Genomic DNA, 16,762 nt, shown 5'->3' with positions numbered 1-16,762 from the left:
TCAGGAGCGGAATAGCCGTGCCAGGCGGTTCGTCAGCCCTTTACGCTGACGAATTCGGGGCGGTACGGGAGCACTCCAGAAGGCGTCGCAATGCAGGGCGTCCGGTGAAATTCCTTTCGCCGTTGCCAGTGCCTTGACCGCGCCGACCAGACGCGGAGAGCCGGCGGTGTAGAGACAGGAGTCCGCCAGGGAATCGAAGTCCTCGTCGAGGGCTTCCAGCACGGAGCCGGTCTGGACGAGACGGTTGTGACCCGCGCCGGGTCGAGCCGGGCGTGAGAGCAGGATCCTTATCTTTAGACCCGCATGCGCTTTGGCAAGCCTCAGCAGTTCTTCTTCCAGGTAGATACCCTCGTGATCCCGGACGGCGAAATAGAGCTGAGCGCGTGTCTCGGGTTGATCGTCCAGAGCGGTGCGTAGTATCGATAGCATCGGCGCCAGCCCGGTCCCCCCGGCCACGGCGATAAGCGGGCCGGGTCGGCTTGAATGGGTTTTACGCAGATAGGCATCGCCGAAAGGCCCCTCGAGATGAACGCGGTCCCCTTCGCGTAGATGCTTCGCTACATGGCCGCTGACGTGCCCGTCCGGCTGATGGCCGATATGAAATTCCATCAGGTCATTCCCGGCTTTATTTGCCATGGAATAGGGGCGCACCGGCAGATCGTCGAACCCCAGCCGCGCATATTGGCCCGCGGCGAAATCCATGGGGCCATCATTCAACGCAAGCCACACCCGACTTACGGCGGAGGCGGCCCGGTCCAGCCCGTGCACGCGAGCGATCTGCTTGCGGGGGGCAAAGGGAGCTGGCGCGGCGGCGTCTTCAAGCCAGCGAACCTGCACATCCGTCCTGGGATAGCAGCGGCAGGCCAAGACAAGCCCCCGCTCGCGTTCCTCCCGGCTCAACGCCTCCGCCAGGTAAGGCGTATGACGAACTTCTCCTTGCAGCAGCTGCGTCTTGCAGCGCCCGCACTCCCCGGCGCGGCATTCGTGAGGGTAGGGCACCCCAGCCTCGAGTGCCGTGTCGAGTAGCGTGCCTTTGGTTGCCGTCAGCGGATGTGGCCACTGGGCGATGCTGATCTGCTTCGACGTCATTTTTTTTTACCTTTCGTCGAGGTTCGGGGAGCAAGGCTTGCCGTCGGGCTCAGCGCAGAACCAGCTGCACCGGATGCAAATGCTGGCTGTGCCGGGTCTGGGTATGATCGAATACCGCCACCCACATGTAGAGTGGCGTGTCGTCGTTCAGCGCGAAATCGAACTTCGAGCCGGTATCGAGCTTCCGCTCCGCCTCAAGGGTCCAACGGCCATCCTTCCATTGCGCCTTGGCATGCACGTCCCCTCGATCGCCTTGCTGCGCGCCTTCGTGCAGCACCGAGGGCATGATGGTGCCGACCGGATAGTCATCCGCCGCTTCGCTATAAGGCACGGTATCTTCCATGGCCATCCAGAAGATGTCGCTCTCGCTATCGCCGTTCTCGGGGTCGAGCGAGACATGCTGAAGTTCCTCGATCATCCGCGGATCCTTGGGCAGGCGCTTGGGTGTGATGATATCCGTATCGAACTTTTCCCAATTTTCCGAGTAGCCGCCGCCAGTCTTGGGATCCTGGGTATAGCCGCCGGTATAGCGGTCCTTTTCCGGATTGGGCTCCATCGGCGGGCCGAAATAGTTGTCGTCGATCTGGCCCATGGCGCCGGTACGCACGGATTTCCAGTGCCAGACGTCCACCAGGGATTCATCGGTGGTGTAGTGCAATCCGCGACCGTTGGCCGGTGCCGGCTTGCCATCGATCGGCTGTGATCCGAGGTGCGACGTGCCCGCGCCGGCAATCGCCGAGTTCGTCGCGAACATGACGCCGAACTTGTCTTCGTAGAAATCGTTTTCGTCGTTGATGCCGTACTGGGATTGCATCACCCGCCAGCCTTCCGCGGTTTTCTCAAGCGGCAGATGCTTGCGGCTGCGAGTCGTGTCCGACCATTCGAACAGGGTGTAAAGCGTGTCGTCGTCGTGCACCATGCGCACAGTGACGTCTTCTCCTTCCGGGGTATTGACTCCACGGCTGGTGGCGATCGTCACCGCCGGGGCATCGTTCCAGGCCTCGTCGTCCGCCTTGCCATCGATGGTCGGTGCAGCGTCGGTTTGCAATACGGGAAGCTCATCCACGGCGCTGCGGTCGAGGGCGTAGAGACTCGCCGCTCCCAGGCCCGCCACGACGATGGCGGTAAGTGCCGCCGCCCCGTAGGCGCGAGTTGGATTGAGAATCTTCAGAAGCTGAGCGACGCCGCCCTGGGCAAACTGAGCGATGACGTGGAGTGCTACATAGGCGACGATCAGCCAGGCAAGTACCTGGTGCGTATTGCTGACGATCCAATAAGGCAGCAGGCTTGGCAGGAAATACAGGATCAAGCCGGTGATCACCGCGGCGCCAAGCAGGAAAAAGGAAATCCAATAGATAAGCACGTTCAGCGCTTTCAGGCGTTTGTCTTGATCGCCGGCTTTCAGCTGACGGCGTTGTTCGGCATCGAAAGCGATCCTCTTGTGCAGCCGCGCCCGAAGCAGAAAGGTGATATAGGCAATGATCACGATACCCAATGCCATGGCGGACCAGCTGTGCCATTGAATAACATCACCTTGAAGAAGAATACCGCTGATGGCTTGTGCCCAGTTCTCTTCGGGACTGTCCGTAGCGATACGAAAACCGGTCAGGAAGCTGAAAAACAGGGTAATGACCAATACCCAGTGCAGAATTACCGTGGAAATATCCGTTTTACGGATGTGCTTGGATCGCATTGTTAGAGGCCTCATTTTTATAATGTAAAACAAGAAGGGATATGGAAAGAGAAAGGAATAGGAGGAAGCCTCATAAAGTTGTCGCTATTTTAAGACAATAAATATTGCATATATAGGCAGGCATGCCTTTAATCCTTTTATTAGTTTAAATTCAATTAATGATTGCTGGTATCAGCAAATAATTAAGCCGAAGGAAGTTATCATTAAACGTGAGTTTATCACTATATATTTGTGTTAAATTTTGCGCTTGATAATTAACAAAATCCACCGGCCAGGTAACCGAGTTGTATCAATCGTCGAGTTTTGTATGCTTCAGTTTTGTTTATGGCGTGGTTTAAGCGCTGAAATTTCGGTTTTAAGATAGTGGTCTCATCAAATAGATAAACGGCTAATGAAGTGTGCGGTCTAACCAGGTGGGTCTAGGAAGCCAAGTTATGCTATGTGATCCAAATCAGCCTCGCTTTTCTCTATACTTGATAAAATTTATTCGCCCAAGGACTCTTTCATGTTCATGCAGTGGTTGAATGAAAATAGCGGCGCCATCAGTGCTATCACCGGTATCATTACGGTTTTCGTGTGGCTGTTCTACGCGCAGCTTTTGTATGCCAACTACTCGCGACAAACTCGTCCCAAGTTGATCGTCAATCGTAGTGCGGGCAAGAACCTCGATTCTCATTGCTTGATCAGCAACATGAGTTCCGAGGCGATTTACATGACGAGCGTCATCGGTGTAGTGGGAGTCGATGAGAAAACCTATGTTTCCGATATTACCGATAGCCTGCAGGGTACACAGGGAAGCAAGGATGACTCGGGTATCTCTACCTTTCAGGGACCGATAAGTGCCGGGGGGTATTATCTGTTCTCTAAATTTCGCAATATCATTTCGTTCGTGCTGGACAATGATGTAAAAGAGCAGGACAAGGATGGTATTTCCTGTGAGGAAGTCGACTATATTGAAATCCGTGTCGTGGCAGTTTACGGCAGCGAGAACAAACCTGTTGGGTTTTACCGACAATTCAATCTGGGCAAGAGCGGTGCTGAAACTTTGCTTATACCCGATACTTTTACCACGCTCCGCATGCCACGACGTAAGGAACAAAAATGGGTTAAAACCTGGCTGAGCCAGATAGAACCCCAAGAATAAGCTTTATGGAAATAATATTAGTTATTTAGTTATTGAAATATTAAAATTCTCCATCTGTTTGGCGGCAAGACAAGAAGGAACGAGCCATTCATCCTTCAAGCCACATCGAGGCTGGTCCATGGTGAGGACGTCGCATCAAAAGGGTGGGCCTATCCAAGCGTTCGCTCAAGGCTTATGATGAATTCATACACAGTCCTTCGCTCCCCCGGGCGAGGGACTGTTTTATTGTTCGTCATAATGGTTGCGCCGATCCTGGATGATCGGCCAAGGAGGATTCATGTCGTCACGTCCGATCATCACCATCAACCGCCTGGATGCAGAGCGTCTGCAGCGCCTGATCGATAACGCCAGCGACAAGGACATGCCGGTGGCGGAAGCTCTGGAGGTCGAGCTGGAACGCGGCGAGGTCATCGAGCCCCAGGATATCCCCGAAGACGTGGTCAGCATGAACAGCCAGGTGCAGTTCACCGATCTCAACCGTGGCAAGCAGCTGACTCGTACCCTGGTCTATCCCCATGCCCTGGCCGGTACGGAAGACGGGCTCAGCGTGATGGCGCCCATTGGCGCGGCGCTTCTGGGGCTGCGTATCGGCGACATCATCGACTGGACCCTGCCGGACGGCCATGATACGAAGCTGCGTATCGACGCCATTCTCTGGCAGCCTGAGCGTGCCGGTCAGTTTCACCGCTAGGCGGCTCTCCCGTGCCGTTCACTCTATGGCTTTCCCTGGCGGCGGTATGTGCCATGGGCGCGATGTCTCCCGGGCCCAGCCTGGCGATGGTGCTGCGACATACCTTGGGAGGCGGACGTCTGAGCGGAGTCATCACGGCGCTTACCCATGCGCTGGGCGTGGGTTTTTACGCCCTGCTCACGGTCTGGGGGCTGGGCACGCTGATCGCCCGGAATCCGCTGCTGTTCGAGGCGATCACCTGGCTTGGGGCGCTTTATCTCGCCTGGCTGGGAGTCAAGGCGCTGCGCGCCGGGCGTGCCGGAACGTTGCAGGCGCAGGGGGCCGCCGCCACGCCGATTCAGGCGGCCCGAGACGGAATGCTGGTGGCGCTGGGCAATCCCAAACTGATCCTGTTTTTCATCGCCCTGCTGAGCCAGTTCGTCAGTCCGGGGATGGATCTCGTTGCCAAGGCGCTGATTGTCGCCACCGCCATGCTGATCGACGGCGGCTGGTATGTGCTGGTGGCGATGGCGCTTTCCCATTCTCGGGTGTTGCCTTGGTTGCAGCGGCGCGCCCACTGGATCAATCGCGCTACCGGCGTTGTTCTGCTAGCCCTGGCGCTGCGTGTGGTATTAGGCTAGGGCGCTAGTCTCAAGCGGTCACGAAACGACAGTTCGGTTCGATAGCAGGGGAGCAGTCCATGAAATGTGGTGGATATTGGCTTGTCTTGATTGGCCTGACCTTGGCGCTGACGGCCTGCGGCGAAGAGCGGCCCGCCGAGGTGCCTCTTCCCGTCCTGGTTTCCCAGCAGGCGGAGTACCAGAACGCCTTGGTGGCGACTCAGGGCGTGGTGCGTAGCTTCGACAATCCGCGACATTACTGGATCGAGGATGAAGACCTGAACCGGGTGGAAATACTTCCCCAGGAGCAGATTGCGCCGTACCTCGGTCAAGAGGTACGGGTTGTCGGCCGGTTCGGCTTGGATAACGGGCGCAAGTTGACCCTGGAGCGTCTCGAAACGGTCGATGACTCGCCTTGACGCCGTGTCTGTCGCTCCAGCGAATCCTGAGCTTATTGATGATAGTGCTCATCCGCATCGCTGCTGGCTTGTTCCGCGGTTTGAACCTTCACTTCTACATCGAGCTCTCCGCGTTCGGCAAATTCCAGGGTCATCGGAAAGGAGTCGCCTTCCGTCAGCGATTCTTGCAGGCCCAGCAGCATCAGGTGATAGCCGCCCCCCGGGCGCATGATCAAGGTGTCGCCGGGCTCGACGGTAAGCTTGTCCACTCGGCGCATTTTCATCATGTCGCCTTCCATGACCATGTCGTGAATCTCGACCCTGTCGCCCACCGGGCTGGTGGCACCGACCAGCGTCGCCGGGCTGTCACCTTCCACGCTGATCGCCACGTAGGCCGCGCCGTTATGCGCGCCAGGAGGCGCAGGCAGCGCAAAAGGATTGGCGACATGCAGGTCGTCGAGCTGGAACTCTTGGGACAGAGCAGCGCCGGCGCTCAGGGAAGCAGTCAGGGCCAGAACGGTCAGGCAGGTGGGTTTGAAACGCATGGTGATATTTCCTTTATCGAAGTTAGTGATTGAGACGGCAGCAATAAACAGTTCAGCTTGAGCTTAACTTATTGAATTCCCCCAAGACGTCATCCAGGTAGAATGCGCGCCAGGATGTCCTGCAAGGGCGCCCCGTTCGGCAGGATGCCATAGGCAGGGCTGACGGTCTGGCCGAGACGACTGGCACAAAATGTCTCACCGACCGCCGGTGGTGCATGACGTAATAACAGCGATCCCTGCAGGCACTGAGCCATGCGCTGGGCGATCCAGCGCCCTTGCGGCGCCAGCGTATCCGGCGAGGCGTTAAGCCGCGTTTCAAGCTCTTCGAGCGCTCGATCGTAGTCCGGCTGCCGGCCCCGAGCCTCGTTCAGTTCCGCGCGCAGAGCCTCGACGCTCTCCGGATGACGACCCAGTACCCGCAGCACGTCCAGACAGATGACGTTGCCGGAGCCTTCCCAGATCGAGTTGACCGGCGCCTCACGGTACAGCCGCGCCAGGGGCGTTTCCTCCACGTAGCCGACACCGCCCAGACATTCCATGGCCTCCGCCATGAAGCCCGGCCCCCGTCGATTGTGCCAGTACTTGGCGAGCGCCGGCAGCAGTCGAGCCAGGCCGCGATCCCGTTCGCTATGCGGAGTGTCGAAGGCGCGACCGATACGCAGGCAAAGCGCTACGCCGGCTTCGACCTCCAGAGCCAGATCGGCGATCACCATCCGCATCAAGGGCTGCTCCGCCAGACACTTGCCGAAGGCCTGGCGGCCGCGCACATGATGCCAGGCTTCTACTAAAGCCTGACGCATCATGCCCACGGGGGCGGTGGCCGCGTCAATGCGGGTCTGCTGAACCATTTCCAGAATGGTGGCGATGCCTCGACCCGGCTCGCCGATGGGCTGGGCCCAGGCGCGGCGATATTCGATTTCCGCGGAGGCGTTGGCACGGTTGCCGCATTTGTCCTTGAGACGCTGAATCTCGATGGCGTTGCGCTCGCCGTCCGGGGTAAAGCGCGGCACTAGAAAGCAGCCCAGACCGGCGTCGGTCTGGGCCAGGGTCAGGAAGGCGTCGGACATCGGGGCGCTGCAGAACCACTTGTGGCCAGTCAGGCGCACGTTCTCGCCGTCTGTCTCCGCCCGAGTCGTGTTGAGGCGCACATCGCTGCCGCCCTGTTTTTCCGTCATTGCCATGCCGATGGTCGCCGCGGGCTTGTCTTCCACGGGCACGGCGCGGCCATCGTAACCCCGGGCCAGTATCCTGGGTGCCCAGCGTTCATGGACCTCGGGCTGGCGTCGCAGCGCCGGAATGGAGGCGTGTGTCATGGTGACCGGGCAGCAAAATCCCGGTTCCGCCTGGGTCAGCAAGTACAGCGCCGCCAGGTGCGCCTGATGGCCGCCCTGATGCTCCTTTTCCCAGGCCACCGCCTGCCAGCCGTGATCGCAGGCCAGATGCATCAGTTCATGGTAGGCGGGATGATAGACGACCTCATCCAGACGGCGTCCATGGCGATCGAACAGTCTGAGCTCCGGCGGATGACGATTGGCGGCTTCTCCCAGGGCTTGACCATGACGACTGCCCACCTGAGCGCCTAGCGGTTCAAGGCGCTCGCTTACCCAAGCCGGCGCTTCGCGCTGCAGTGCCTCGCGCAGAGGAATATCCAAGGTAAAGAAGTTCTGATCCGCCGGCAGCGGCGGCTGATTGGTCACTGAATGGGTGGCAAGCTGCTCCCGAGGGGCGTAATGGCTCATGGCTCGGTTTCCTTCAAGCGGGTGTTATTGAGCATGGCCATCCCCCTCGATCCGGTCAATACGGAACGTCGCCTGGTGCTGGCATCAGCACTTTTCGAGGGTTTTAACAGGATTTTGTATATTGTCCGATATCTCGCGCTGGCGAGAATCGAGAAGTCGTGTCATCGTAATATTTCACCTAGGATAATGTTTTTCATATGCGTATCCACGATGTCGATTGTTACACCCATTCCGGCGAGCCTTTCAATCTGCGCGCCTTGCGCGGCCAGGTGCTGCTGGTGGTGAATGTGGCCAGCCATTGTGGTTTTACTCCCCAGCTCAAGGAATTGGAGGGCCTGTATCGGCGCTATCATCGTCAAGGCTTCACGGTGCTGGGGTTTCCCTGCAATCAGTTCGCACGTCAATCCCCGGAGTCAGCCTTCGATTTCTGCGCCTTCGGCGAGCGCGAATATGGCGTGACCTTTCCCCTGATGGAAAAGGTCAAGGTCAATGGCCCCAGAGCTCATCCGCTGTTTCGCCTGCTGCGTCGCGAAGCGCCGGGGGTGCTTGGCACCACCATGATCAAGTGGAATTTCACCAAGTTCCTGGTGGGGCGGGATGGTCGCGTTCTCAAACGCTACGGCCCCAAGGACGACGCCGAGGTCATGCGTGACGACCTGGAGCGCGCCTTGGAGGCGCCGTTTTCTCCATCGGGTACCTAAGCTCGCGCGTCTTATCTACTGCGGGGCATCCAGCTCGCGCTTTTCCATCAGCCGCATCATCAGTTCGTTCCAGCGATGGCGGGTCATCATGGTGGTCAAGCCGGAAAATAGCGTCCAGAAGCCCAGCCGCCAGCCGGTGAGTCGCTTGTTGTGGGCAACTAGCTGGCCCATCAGCTTGCGGTCGTTGAAGGTTCGCCATTCGCCGGCCACGGACACCTGGTGACGCGCCAGCACCGGCGCCAGTTCCAGGCGAAAGATCCACTCCAACTGCTTGAGCGTCAGGTGATGGCGCTCGATCACTTCGACCATGTGGGCCTAATCGCTTTCCCGAGGCTCCCGCTCCAGCCACAAGGGCGCCAGCGCCAGCCACAGTTCACCGCGTCGGTCGACCAGGCTTTGACTGTCCATGGGTGGCTTCTCCATGGGTTCCTCCCGGTGGAATTCGATGAAGTGATCGCATCTTGCGCCATGATTTTTCGACTCTCAAGCGTCACTCTCGAGCCCTGCTCCCAAGCGCTACTCTCGAGCACTACTCTCAAGCCCAAGGCGGACAGCGCCGAATCGAGCCGCTAGAATGCAGGAACGGCATTTCAATGAACGGCTTGTGAGGTTTCGCGTGATCATCAAACCCAAGGTTCGCGGTTTCATCTGCACCACCACCCATCCCGTCGGCTGCGAGAAGAACGTGCTCGAACAGATTCAGGCGACACGTCAGCGCGGCTTGGACAGGGATCAGGGCCCCAGGAAGGTACTGGTGATCGGGGCTTCCAGCGGCTATGGCCTGGCGGCACGGGTCACCGCGGCTTTCGGCTACAGCGCCGATACGCTGGGCGTGTTCTTCGAAAAGCCCGGGACGGAGAAGAAGCCTGGCACCGCGGGCTGGTACAACTCAGCCGCCTTCGACAAGTTCGCCAAGGCGGAAGGGCTCTACAGCAAGTCGATCAACGGCGACGCCTTCTCCCACGCGGCGCGGGAAAAGGCCATCGAGCTGATCAAGCAGGATCTCGGCCAGGTGGATCTGGTGATCTATTCCCTGGCGTCGCCGGTACGCAAGCTGCCGGATTCCGGGGAGCTCAAGCGCTCTGCCCTCAAGCCCATCGGCGAAACCTATCGCGCCACTGCCATCGACACCAACAAGGACGCCATCATCGAGGCGGAAGTCGAACCCGCCACCCAGCAGGAAATCGACGATACCATCGCAGTGATGGGCGGTGAGGATTGGGAGCTGTGGATCGATGCCCTGGATCAGGCCGGCGTTCTTGCGGACGGGGCGCGCAGCGTGGCCTTCAGCTACATTGGTACCGAGATCACCTGGCCGATCTACTGGCATGGCGCCTTGGGCAAGGCCAAGGAAGACCTGGATCGGGCCGCGAGGGAAATCGATGCTCGGCTCAAGAAAAGCGGCGGTAGCGCCAACGTGGCGGTGCTCAAATCCGTGGTGACCCAGGCCAGCGCCGCCATTCCGGTGATGCCGCTGTATATCGCCATGGTCTATCGCATCATGAAGGAACAGGGGCTGCACGAAGGCACCATCGACCAACTCAATCGGCTGTTTGGCGAGCAGCTTTACGCCAAGAACGCGCCGGAGACGGATGAGGCAGGGCGGCTGCGACTGGATGACTGGGAACTGCGCGAGGACGTGCAGCAGGCCTGTCGGGATTTGTGGCCTCAGGTCACCAGCGACAACCTGTTCTCGATTACCGACTATGCTGGTTACAAGCATGAGTTTCTCAAGCTGTTCGGTTTCGAGCGTGATGACGTGGATTACGACGCGGACGTGAACCCGGTCGTGGAATTCGATGTCGTCACCCTCGACTGACAGCGCATCACTTCTTTTAAACCAGCGGAGGTGGGCGGATGGATAACCACAAGAATGAGAGTCAAACGCCGCAAGAAGAGCTCCAGCATCTCAGAGAGGTCAACGAACCGGAAGACTTCGAGCACCTAGAGCCGGACGAGGAGCAGCATGAAGCCAGGCAGGCGGCAGGCAGCCTGATATGGCTGCTGCCCCTTTCCGTGGCCCTGGTGGTTCTAGTGGCGATCTTTTTCGTCGTCATGAGTCTCTGAGGTTTGCCATATTCTCCGCCGATCACGAATGTGCACTCGTGATCGGCGGATATCTCGTCACTGTTTCAATCCCCGATACTCGACCACTACTCTCGGATACTCCGCATGCCCCAGGAAAGCGGCGATACACGCCTCAACAAGTTCATCAGCGAAGCCGGGATCGTTTCGCGACGCGAGGCGGATCGGCTGATCGAAGAGGGCGCGGTGAAAGTCAACGGGCGCAAGGCCGAGATGGGCATGCGCGTCAATGCTTCCGATCGGGTGACGGTGCGGGGCAAACCGCTGCGGGCCAAGCCCAGGCCGGTCTACCTACTTTACAACAAGCCGGTGGGCATTACCTGCACCACCGACCCGGAAGTGCCGGAGAATATCGTCGATGCGGTCAACTATCCGCAGCGGATCTTTCCCATCGGACGCCTCGACAAACCTTCCCAGGGCTTGATTCTGTTGACCAACGACGGTGATATCGTCAACAAGATCCTGCGTGCCGGCAACGCTCACGAGAAGGAGTACCAGGTGCGCGTCGACCGCCCGATCGGAGCGGATTTCGTCGAACGCATGGGGTCGGGCATTCCCATCCTCGGCACCGTCACTCAGCCCTGCGAGGTTCGCCAGACCGGCAGTAACAGCTTTACCATCGTGCTGACCCAGGGTCTCAATCGCCAGATTCGTCGCATGACGGAATATCTGGGCTTCGAGGTCACGCATCTCAAGCGAGTACGCTTGATGAATATCCGACTGGGCCGGCTGGCGACAGGGCAATGGCGTGAACTGAGCCCTGCGGAAATGACGACCCTGGAGGGCCTACTGGGTAATTCCAGCAAGACCGAGGAAGCTTCGCGACCGAAGCGCAAGGCAACGATCAAGCCTGGAGCGGCGTCCCCCAGGCGGAGTGCGACCAAGCGCCAGTCTTCTGGCAAGCGGGAAGCATCGGGGAAGAAAGGTCCGTTGACCAGGAAGCCGGCATTCAAGGGCTCCGGCAAGCGTCGAGCCACTCGGCGCTCACCCCGCGGCGGCTCCTGACTTGTGTGCCAGCAGCGCGCGAAACAGCTGCCCCATCATTACCGGCTCGTCCCGCTCGATAACAAAGCCCGCGCCTTCCAGCAAAGGCCGCGCCTGGCGAGTGATATCCGTGGCGATGGCGCTTGAGACCGTGTTGAGCGCCCGGCGTCCCCAGCCCGCGGCCCGGTTATCCGGCTGAAACTTGTCCATCACGCAAAGTTGGCCGTCTTTCGCCAGCACTCGGTAAGCTTCGCTTATACCGCGCTTCGGGTTCGGCATTACCGCCAGAATCAGATGCATGATCACCACGTCGAAATAACCCTCCGGATAATCGAGGAATTCCGCATCCATCGCTCGGGCGGTGAAATCGAAGCCTAGATGTTCCGCCCGCGCCTTGAAACGCCTGACCATCGCCGGCGAGAGGTCGGTGCCGTGCAGTTCGATATCTCGTGGCAAATAAGGCAAATCGAGACCGGTGCCCGCCCCAACGATCAGCACTCGCTGACCCGCCTGAAAATCCACCGCGCCCAAGGCGCGTTTGCGGGCCCGACGAAAGGCCCGGTCCGCTACCAGATCGTAGATTGGCGCATAAAGTGAATAACGCAGACGGTTCCAGGCGGTGGTGTTGAGCATCTTCGTGTACCCGCTGGGTTTGGGGTTTAGAGCATATTGAAAGTTTTTGTCAGGTCCCTTATGGCCGCATTGCATCAATTATCACTGTCGATAGCGTCGGATATAAACTTGGCTTGCATAGCCGCGACGAAGGTTTCGGCCTGCTCTACCAACTGCATTGCGTCATTCAATTCCACCGAGTCGCTTCTGTAGTCGGCAATCAGGCGAGTTTCCTCGGCACGTTTCAGAAGCCGACCCATTTCCCTAGGAATCGGTCCATTTTTGATGAGGTGATCGCTGAAGGCATTGAGAAGGCCTTTGTGAGTCCTGCCAATATCGGATTTGATCGGCGCATTGGATGCCAGCAGAGCAGCCCGAGCCGCATCGAACATGGCATAGTAGGCTCGGTTGCAGGCGCCATCCACATCACCCAGCTCGAGCAGGACGTTTGCGGAAGCGCAAGCACGACTCGCCTTGGTCATCAAAGCAGTTGGAGTCAACTGACTGCTCACAGACGAATTCCCTCTCTAACGATATTTTGAAGCAGGGCAGGGTTCGAGTAGTTCTCGGGATGCTCCCATTCTTCGAGCCATATCGGTAGCGGAGAAATGTTGACGCCTGTTTCCAGCAGTATGTCAAAGGCTATGTCTGCCATCGCAAGCTTAGTGGTCAAGAATCGTTGGGGCTTTCCCTTCAACAACACGGCAACATCCGCATCGCTGTCGGGACGGTGCGTACCCCGTGCACGGCTGCCATAGACGATGGCTCCGGCCATGTCGTAATGACTGGCTATCAAAGCGAGAAAGCGCTGGACAGCTTCTTTCGTGTCATGGTCAAGGCGGCGCATGTCAGGCTCCAAGGCGTATTGCAGTCATGTTGCCATTTTTTCATCCGCGGCGCTGTTCAATCCGCCACCAGATCATAAATCGGCGCATAAAGTGAATAACGCAGACGGTTCCAGGCGGTGGTGTTGAACATGGCAAACTGAATTCCCGATGGCGCTAACAGACAGCCAGTGTAACCGCGATTCGTGATTCGTTGACTCATTACTGAAATGCGCGTCTGGAGTAGACTACCTATACTCGATGATCAAGCATTTGTTAATTGATAGGGAGAATGCCGGTATGAGCACGACGCCGAGCCGTGAAGATTTCGATCGCTACATGGTGCCCAACTATGCCCCGCAACAGGTGATACCCGTGCGTGGCGCGGGGAGCCGTCTGTGGGATCAGGAAGGTCGCGAATACATCGACTTCGCCGGTGGTATCGCGGTCAACGCGCTGGGCCATTGCCATCCGGTGCTGGTGGGGGCACTCAAGGAACAGGCGGACAGGCTGTGGCACCTGTCCAACGTCTATACCAACGAGCCGGCGTTGAAGCTTGCCAAATCCCTGGTGGAGCGTACCTTCGCCGATAAGGTTTATCTATGCTCCTCCGGCGGCGAAGCCAACGAGGCGGCGCTCAAGCTGGCCCGGCGCTATGCCCATGACACCTTCGGCGAGCACAAGGACAAGATCATTTCCTTTCGTCAGTCCTTCCACGGGCGCACCTTCTTTACCGTCAGCGTTGGCGGCCAGCCCAAGTATTCCCAAGGCTTCGGTCCGGTGCCCGGAGGCATCCTGCACGCGGAGTTCAACAACCTCGATCAGGCACGCGAGCTGATGGGGGACGACACCTGCGCGGTGATGGTCGAACCCATGCAGGGCGAAGGCGGTATCGTTCCGGCGACCCAGGAATTCCTCGAAGGGCTGCGCGAATTGTGCGACGAGCACGAAGCGCTTTTGATCTTCGACGAGGTGCAGACCGGCGCCGGACGTACAGGCAAGCTGTATGCCTACATGCATTACGGTGTGATCCCGGACATTCTGACCAGCGCCAAGTCCTTGGGGGGCGGCTTCCCGGTGGCGGCGATGCTGACCACCGATAAGGTGGCTAAGGTGTTCACCTTGGGCACTCACGGCTCCACCTATGGAGGCAACGCGCTGGCCTCCGCGGTGGCCCTGGCAGCGGTGGAGCATATCGATACCCCGGAAGTGCTGGAAGGCGTCGCCAAGCGTCACGAACTGATTCGGGAGCATCTGGAGACCATCAATCGCCAGCATGGCGTATTTCAGGAAATTCGCGGTATGGGCCTGCTGATGGGCGCTCAGATGACGCCGGATTACGAAGGTCGCGCCAAGGACATCCTGCCCCTGGCCATCGAGGAGGGCATGATGGCGCTTATCGCCGGTCCCAATGTGCTGCGCCTGGCGCCCTCCCTGGTGATTCCCGAGGAAGACATCAGTGAGGGCATGGCGCGACTGGAGCGAGCCATCGCCAAGCTCGTCGTCAAGGGATAACCGCTTATGCGTGAGCGAACTCCCCAGGCTTCACTCACCGCCGTCCTGATGGTGCGCCCGGCCCGGCATACGGACCTGCCGGCCCTGGAGCGGCTGGCAGAGGTAGCGATACCACGGCTGACCAACCTGCCGGCGCATAGGGACCGACTCGAGGAGCGTATCTCCCGCTCGAACGATGCCTTCCGCCGGGAGGTGGAGTTTCCCGGCGACGAGCATTACACCTTCGTCCTCGAGGATCGGGAGCGTCAGACGGTGGTGGGTACCGCCACCCTTCGGGCCCTGGCCGGGGCCCGGGACGCCTACTACACCTACCGTCAGGAAACCCTGATTCACGCCTCCCAGCAGCTCAACGTGCGTCGGGAGGTGCAGACCCTGGCCCTGTCTCACGAGGTCTCCGATGCCACACTGCTGTGCGCGCTGTCCCTGGATCCGGGCTATCAAGGCACCAGCGCGGAAAGCCTGCTGCGCCGGTCACGGCTGATGTTCATCGCTCAGTATCCGGAGCGCTTCGCGGAGATGCTGGCGGTGGCGTTCCCCGGCTTTCTGGACGCCCAAGGGGAATCGCCGTTCTGGAACAGCGTCGGGCGGCATTTCTTCGTGCGTAATTACGAGGAGATCAATCATATCGCCGGGGTGCGATCGAAAAGCTTCATCGCCGAGGTAATGCCGCAGTTTCCGCTTTATCTGCCGCTGCTCACGTCCCAGGCCCGGGCGGCCATTGGCCGTGAGCATCCTCAGCACGAGCGCGCCCTGGCGGAGATGCTCGCGGAGGGTTTCCAGCGCTCCCGCCATGTGGATATCTTCGATGCGGGACCGGTGGTCAAGGGCGAGCGCTTTCGTCTGGAAACCCTGCGCCGGGCGAGCTGGCATCCGGTACGGATTCGCCCGGAAGAATCCCTGCCGGACACGGAGCCGGCGCTGGTGGCCAATCAGAAGCGCGAGGACTTTCGCTGCGTGGTGGCACCCTACGCGTTATCACCTACCGGGCAACTGATGCTGTCGCCAGAGCATGCGGAGGTGCTCGGAGTCGAGGAGGGCCGCGCGATCCTTGCCGCGCCGCTGGATCTGCCCACTGCCCCGGACAAAGGAGAGCTGTGATGCGCATTCGACCCATTGCCCGGGGCGATCTGGACGGCCTGCAGGTGCTGGCTCGGCAGACCGGCGTCGGCTTTACCTCCCTGCCGGACAACCGGGAATTCCTGGCCAGAAAGATCGAAACCGCCGCCCAGGCCTTCGAGGAACGCACCCCGGTAGACGACCGGCTGTATTTCTTCGTGCTGGAAGACGAAGAGGAGGGCGAGCTCGCCGGCTGCTGCGCCATCGAGGCCCAGGTAGGTCGAGAGATTCCCTTCTATCATTATCATCTGGGCACCCTGGCGCACTCCTCGGTACAGCTCGATCTGCATCGCACCATTGATACCCTGTTTCTGAGCTCGGACCATACTGGCAACGCGGAAGTCGCCTCGCTGTTTTTGCGCCCGGAATATCGCGGCGTCGACCGGCGGCATCAGCGCAACGGCGCGCTGCTGTCCAAGGCGCGGTGGCTGTTCATGGCGGAGTTTCGCGACCGCTTCCCGGACAAGGTGCTGGCGGAAATGCGCGGCGTCTTCAACGCGGAGGGCAAGAGTCCGTTCTGGCAGTGTCTAGGCAGCCATTTCTTCCCGCTGGACTTCGAGGAAGCGGATCGTCTGACCGGCCTTGGCCAGAAGAGCTTCATCGGCGAGTTGATGCCGAAGTTCCCGATCTATACGCCCTTTCTTTCCGAGGAAGCCCGGGCCTGTATCGGCCAGGTCCACGAGCAGACCCGCCCGGCCCTGGAAATGCTCAAGAAGGAGGGGCTGCGCTGGGAAGGCTATATCGATATCTTCGACGGTGGCCCCACGGTGGAGGCCTATATCGACGACGTGCGGGCGATACGGGTGTCCCGACGCTGTCAGGTCGAGATAGTAGAGAAATCAAAACCTGGAGAGGAACGACCGAGCTGGTTGGCGGCCACCACCAACATGCTGGATTTTCGCGCCGCCTGGCTGGACCGCGGCCCCGGCGATGAGGGCGTGATCACGCTCACGGAACAGGAAGCGAAGCGCCTGAACGTCCGCAGCGGCGATACGCTGCGTGTGCTCGAAACCTAGAAGCCCAGAAG

Annotated in this window: 18 protein-coding genes and 1 pseudogene; 11 read left to right on the top strand and 8 right to left on the bottom strand. The window is 59.4% G+C overall.

What is annotated here, in order from left to right:
- Both FGL86_RS00915 and FGL86_RS00910 read right to left on the bottom strand, forming a co-directional pair.
- Positions 1-1,089 carry a 2Fe-2S iron-sulfur cluster-binding protein gene (locus FGL86_RS00915; protein ID WP_147182833.1) on the bottom strand — a complete coding sequence of 363 codons (1,089 nt, stop codon included), beginning with the start codon at positions 1,087-1,089 and terminating at the stop codon, positions 1-3.
- 49 nt (positions 1,090-1,138) lie between these two features.
- Entirely contained in the window at positions 1,139-2,782 is a 1,644-nt protein-coding gene (locus FGL86_RS00910) for an ethylbenzene dehydrogenase-related protein (RefSeq protein ID WP_186764449.1), read from the bottom strand.
- Between the two features lie 505 nt (positions 2,783-3,287).
- Here FGL86_RS00910 and FGL86_RS00905 point away from each other — a divergent pair.
- The 4 genes from FGL86_RS00905 to FGL86_RS00890 all read left to right on the top strand — a co-directional run bounded on the left by FGL86_RS00905 (position 3,288) and on the right by FGL86_RS00890 (position 5,635).
- Entirely contained in the window at positions 3,288-3,926 is a 639-nt protein-coding gene (locus tag FGL86_RS00905) for a hypothetical protein (RefSeq protein ID WP_147182831.1), read from the top strand.
- A 277-nt stretch (positions 3,927-4,203) separates the two neighbouring features.
- On the top strand, positions 4,204-4,617 hold the full coding sequence (rnk, locus tag FGL86_RS00900) for a nucleoside diphosphate kinase regulator (RefSeq protein WP_147182830.1): 414 nt from the start codon (positions 4,204-4,206) through the stop codon (positions 4,615-4,617).
- A gap of 11 nt (positions 4,618-4,628) precedes the next feature.
- Positions 4,629-5,237, top strand: a complete 609-nt coding sequence (locus tag FGL86_RS00895) for a LysE family translocator (protein ID WP_186764448.1) — start codon at positions 4,629-4,631, stop codon at positions 5,235-5,237.
- 59 nt (positions 5,238-5,296) lie between these two features.
- A complete protein-coding gene (locus FGL86_RS00890) occupies positions 5,297-5,635 on the top strand; it encodes a hypothetical protein (protein ID WP_147182829.1) in 339 nt (112 codons plus the stop codon).
- 32 nt (positions 5,636-5,667) lie between these two features.
- Here the strand turns inward: FGL86_RS00890 and FGL86_RS00885 are convergent, their stop codons facing one another.
- Positions 5,668-6,159, bottom strand: a complete 492-nt coding sequence (locus FGL86_RS00885; RefSeq protein WP_147182828.1) for a copper chaperone PCu(A)C — start codon at positions 6,157-6,159, stop codon at positions 5,668-5,670.
- An 89-nt stretch (positions 6,160-6,248) separates the two neighbouring features.
- Entirely contained in the window at positions 6,249-7,898 is a 1,650-nt protein-coding gene (locus FGL86_RS00880) for an acyl-CoA dehydrogenase family protein (RefSeq protein ID WP_147182827.1), read from the bottom strand.
- A gap of 197 nt (positions 7,899-8,095) precedes the next feature.
- Between FGL86_RS00880 and FGL86_RS00875 the strand changes: the two genes are divergently transcribed.
- Positions 8,096-8,599 carry a glutathione peroxidase gene (locus FGL86_RS00875; protein WP_147182826.1) on the top strand — a complete coding sequence of 168 codons (504 nt, stop codon included), beginning with the start codon at positions 8,096-8,098 and terminating at the stop codon, positions 8,597-8,599.
- 15 nt (positions 8,600-8,614) lie between these two features.
- On the opposite strand, the pseudogene FGL86_RS00870 reads toward FGL86_RS00875, so the two are convergent.
- Positions 8,615-9,007 (bottom strand): annotated as a pseudogene (locus tag FGL86_RS00870) (DUF7079 family protein).
- A 208-nt stretch (positions 9,008-9,215) separates the two neighbouring features.
- Here FGL86_RS00870 and fabV point away from each other — a divergent pair.
- From fabV to rluF, 3 genes are all read left to right on the top strand, one after another.
- Complete coding sequence (fabV, locus tag FGL86_RS00865; RefSeq protein ID WP_147182825.1) at positions 9,216-10,418, top strand: enoyl-ACP reductase FabV; 1,203 nt, start codon at positions 9,216-9,218, stop codon at positions 10,416-10,418.
- A gap of 38 nt (positions 10,419-10,456) precedes the next feature.
- The gene (locus tag FGL86_RS00860) at positions 10,457-10,666 is read left to right on the top strand and encodes a hypothetical protein (protein ID WP_147182824.1); all 210 of its coding nucleotides are present in this window, start codon (positions 10,457-10,459) and stop codon (positions 10,664-10,666) included.
- 105 nt (positions 10,667-10,771) lie between these two features.
- Entirely contained in the window at positions 10,772-11,689 is a 918-nt protein-coding gene (gene rluF, locus FGL86_RS00855; protein ID WP_147182823.1) for a 23S rRNA pseudouridine(2604) synthase RluF, read from the top strand.
- Here the strand turns inward: rluF and FGL86_RS00850 are convergent.
- The 3 genes from FGL86_RS00850 to FGL86_RS00840 form a co-directional block, all read right to left on the bottom strand.
- Positions 11,669-12,301 carry a class I SAM-dependent methyltransferase gene (locus tag FGL86_RS00850; protein ID WP_147182822.1) on the bottom strand — a complete coding sequence of 211 codons (633 nt, stop codon included), beginning with the start codon at positions 12,299-12,301 and terminating at the stop codon, positions 11,669-11,671. The genes rluF and FGL86_RS00850 overlap by 21 nt on opposite strands.
- 74 nt (positions 12,302-12,375) lie before the next feature.
- Entirely contained in the window at positions 12,376-12,792 is a 417-nt protein-coding gene (locus FGL86_RS00845) for a HEPN domain-containing protein (RefSeq protein WP_222433780.1), read from the bottom strand.
- Complete coding sequence (locus FGL86_RS00840; protein WP_147182821.1) at positions 12,789-13,127, bottom strand: nucleotidyltransferase domain-containing protein; 339 nt, start codon at positions 13,125-13,127, stop codon at positions 12,789-12,791. The genes FGL86_RS00845 and FGL86_RS00840 overlap by 4 nt, the downstream gene beginning before the upstream one ends.
- Positions 13,128-13,404: 277 nt before the next feature.
- Here FGL86_RS00840 and FGL86_RS00830 point away from each other — a divergent pair, with 277 nt between their 5' ends.
- Genes FGL86_RS00830 through astA form a run of 3 tightly spaced genes read left to right on the top strand, consistent with a single transcriptional unit; the run spans position 13,405 to position 16,751 of the window.
- Positions 13,405-14,619 carry an aspartate aminotransferase family protein gene (locus FGL86_RS00830; RefSeq protein ID WP_147182820.1) on the top strand — a complete coding sequence of 405 codons (1,215 nt, stop codon included), beginning with the start codon at positions 13,405-13,407 and terminating at the stop codon, positions 14,617-14,619.
- Between the two features lie 6 nt (positions 14,620-14,625).
- Positions 14,626-15,717, top strand: a complete 1,092-nt coding sequence (locus FGL86_RS00825) for an arginine N-succinyltransferase (protein ID WP_147182819.1) — start codon at positions 14,626-14,628, stop codon at positions 15,715-15,717.
- Positions 15,717-16,751, top strand: coding sequence for an arginine N-succinyltransferase (gene astA / locus FGL86_RS00820; RefSeq protein WP_147182818.1), 1,035 nt, complete (start codon positions 15,717-15,719; stop codon positions 16,749-16,751). The genes FGL86_RS00825 and astA overlap by 1 nt, the downstream gene beginning before the upstream one ends.
- The last annotated feature ends 11 nt before the right edge of the window (positions 16,752-16,762 follow it).

Origin of the sequence: Pistricoccus aurantiacus, from assembly GCF_007954585.1 — a bacterium.
Lineage (GTDB): Bacteria > Pseudomonadota > Gammaproteobacteria > Pseudomonadales > Halomonadaceae > Pistricoccus > Pistricoccus aurantiacus.
This window is presented reverse-complemented; position numbering and strand designations above follow the sequence as displayed.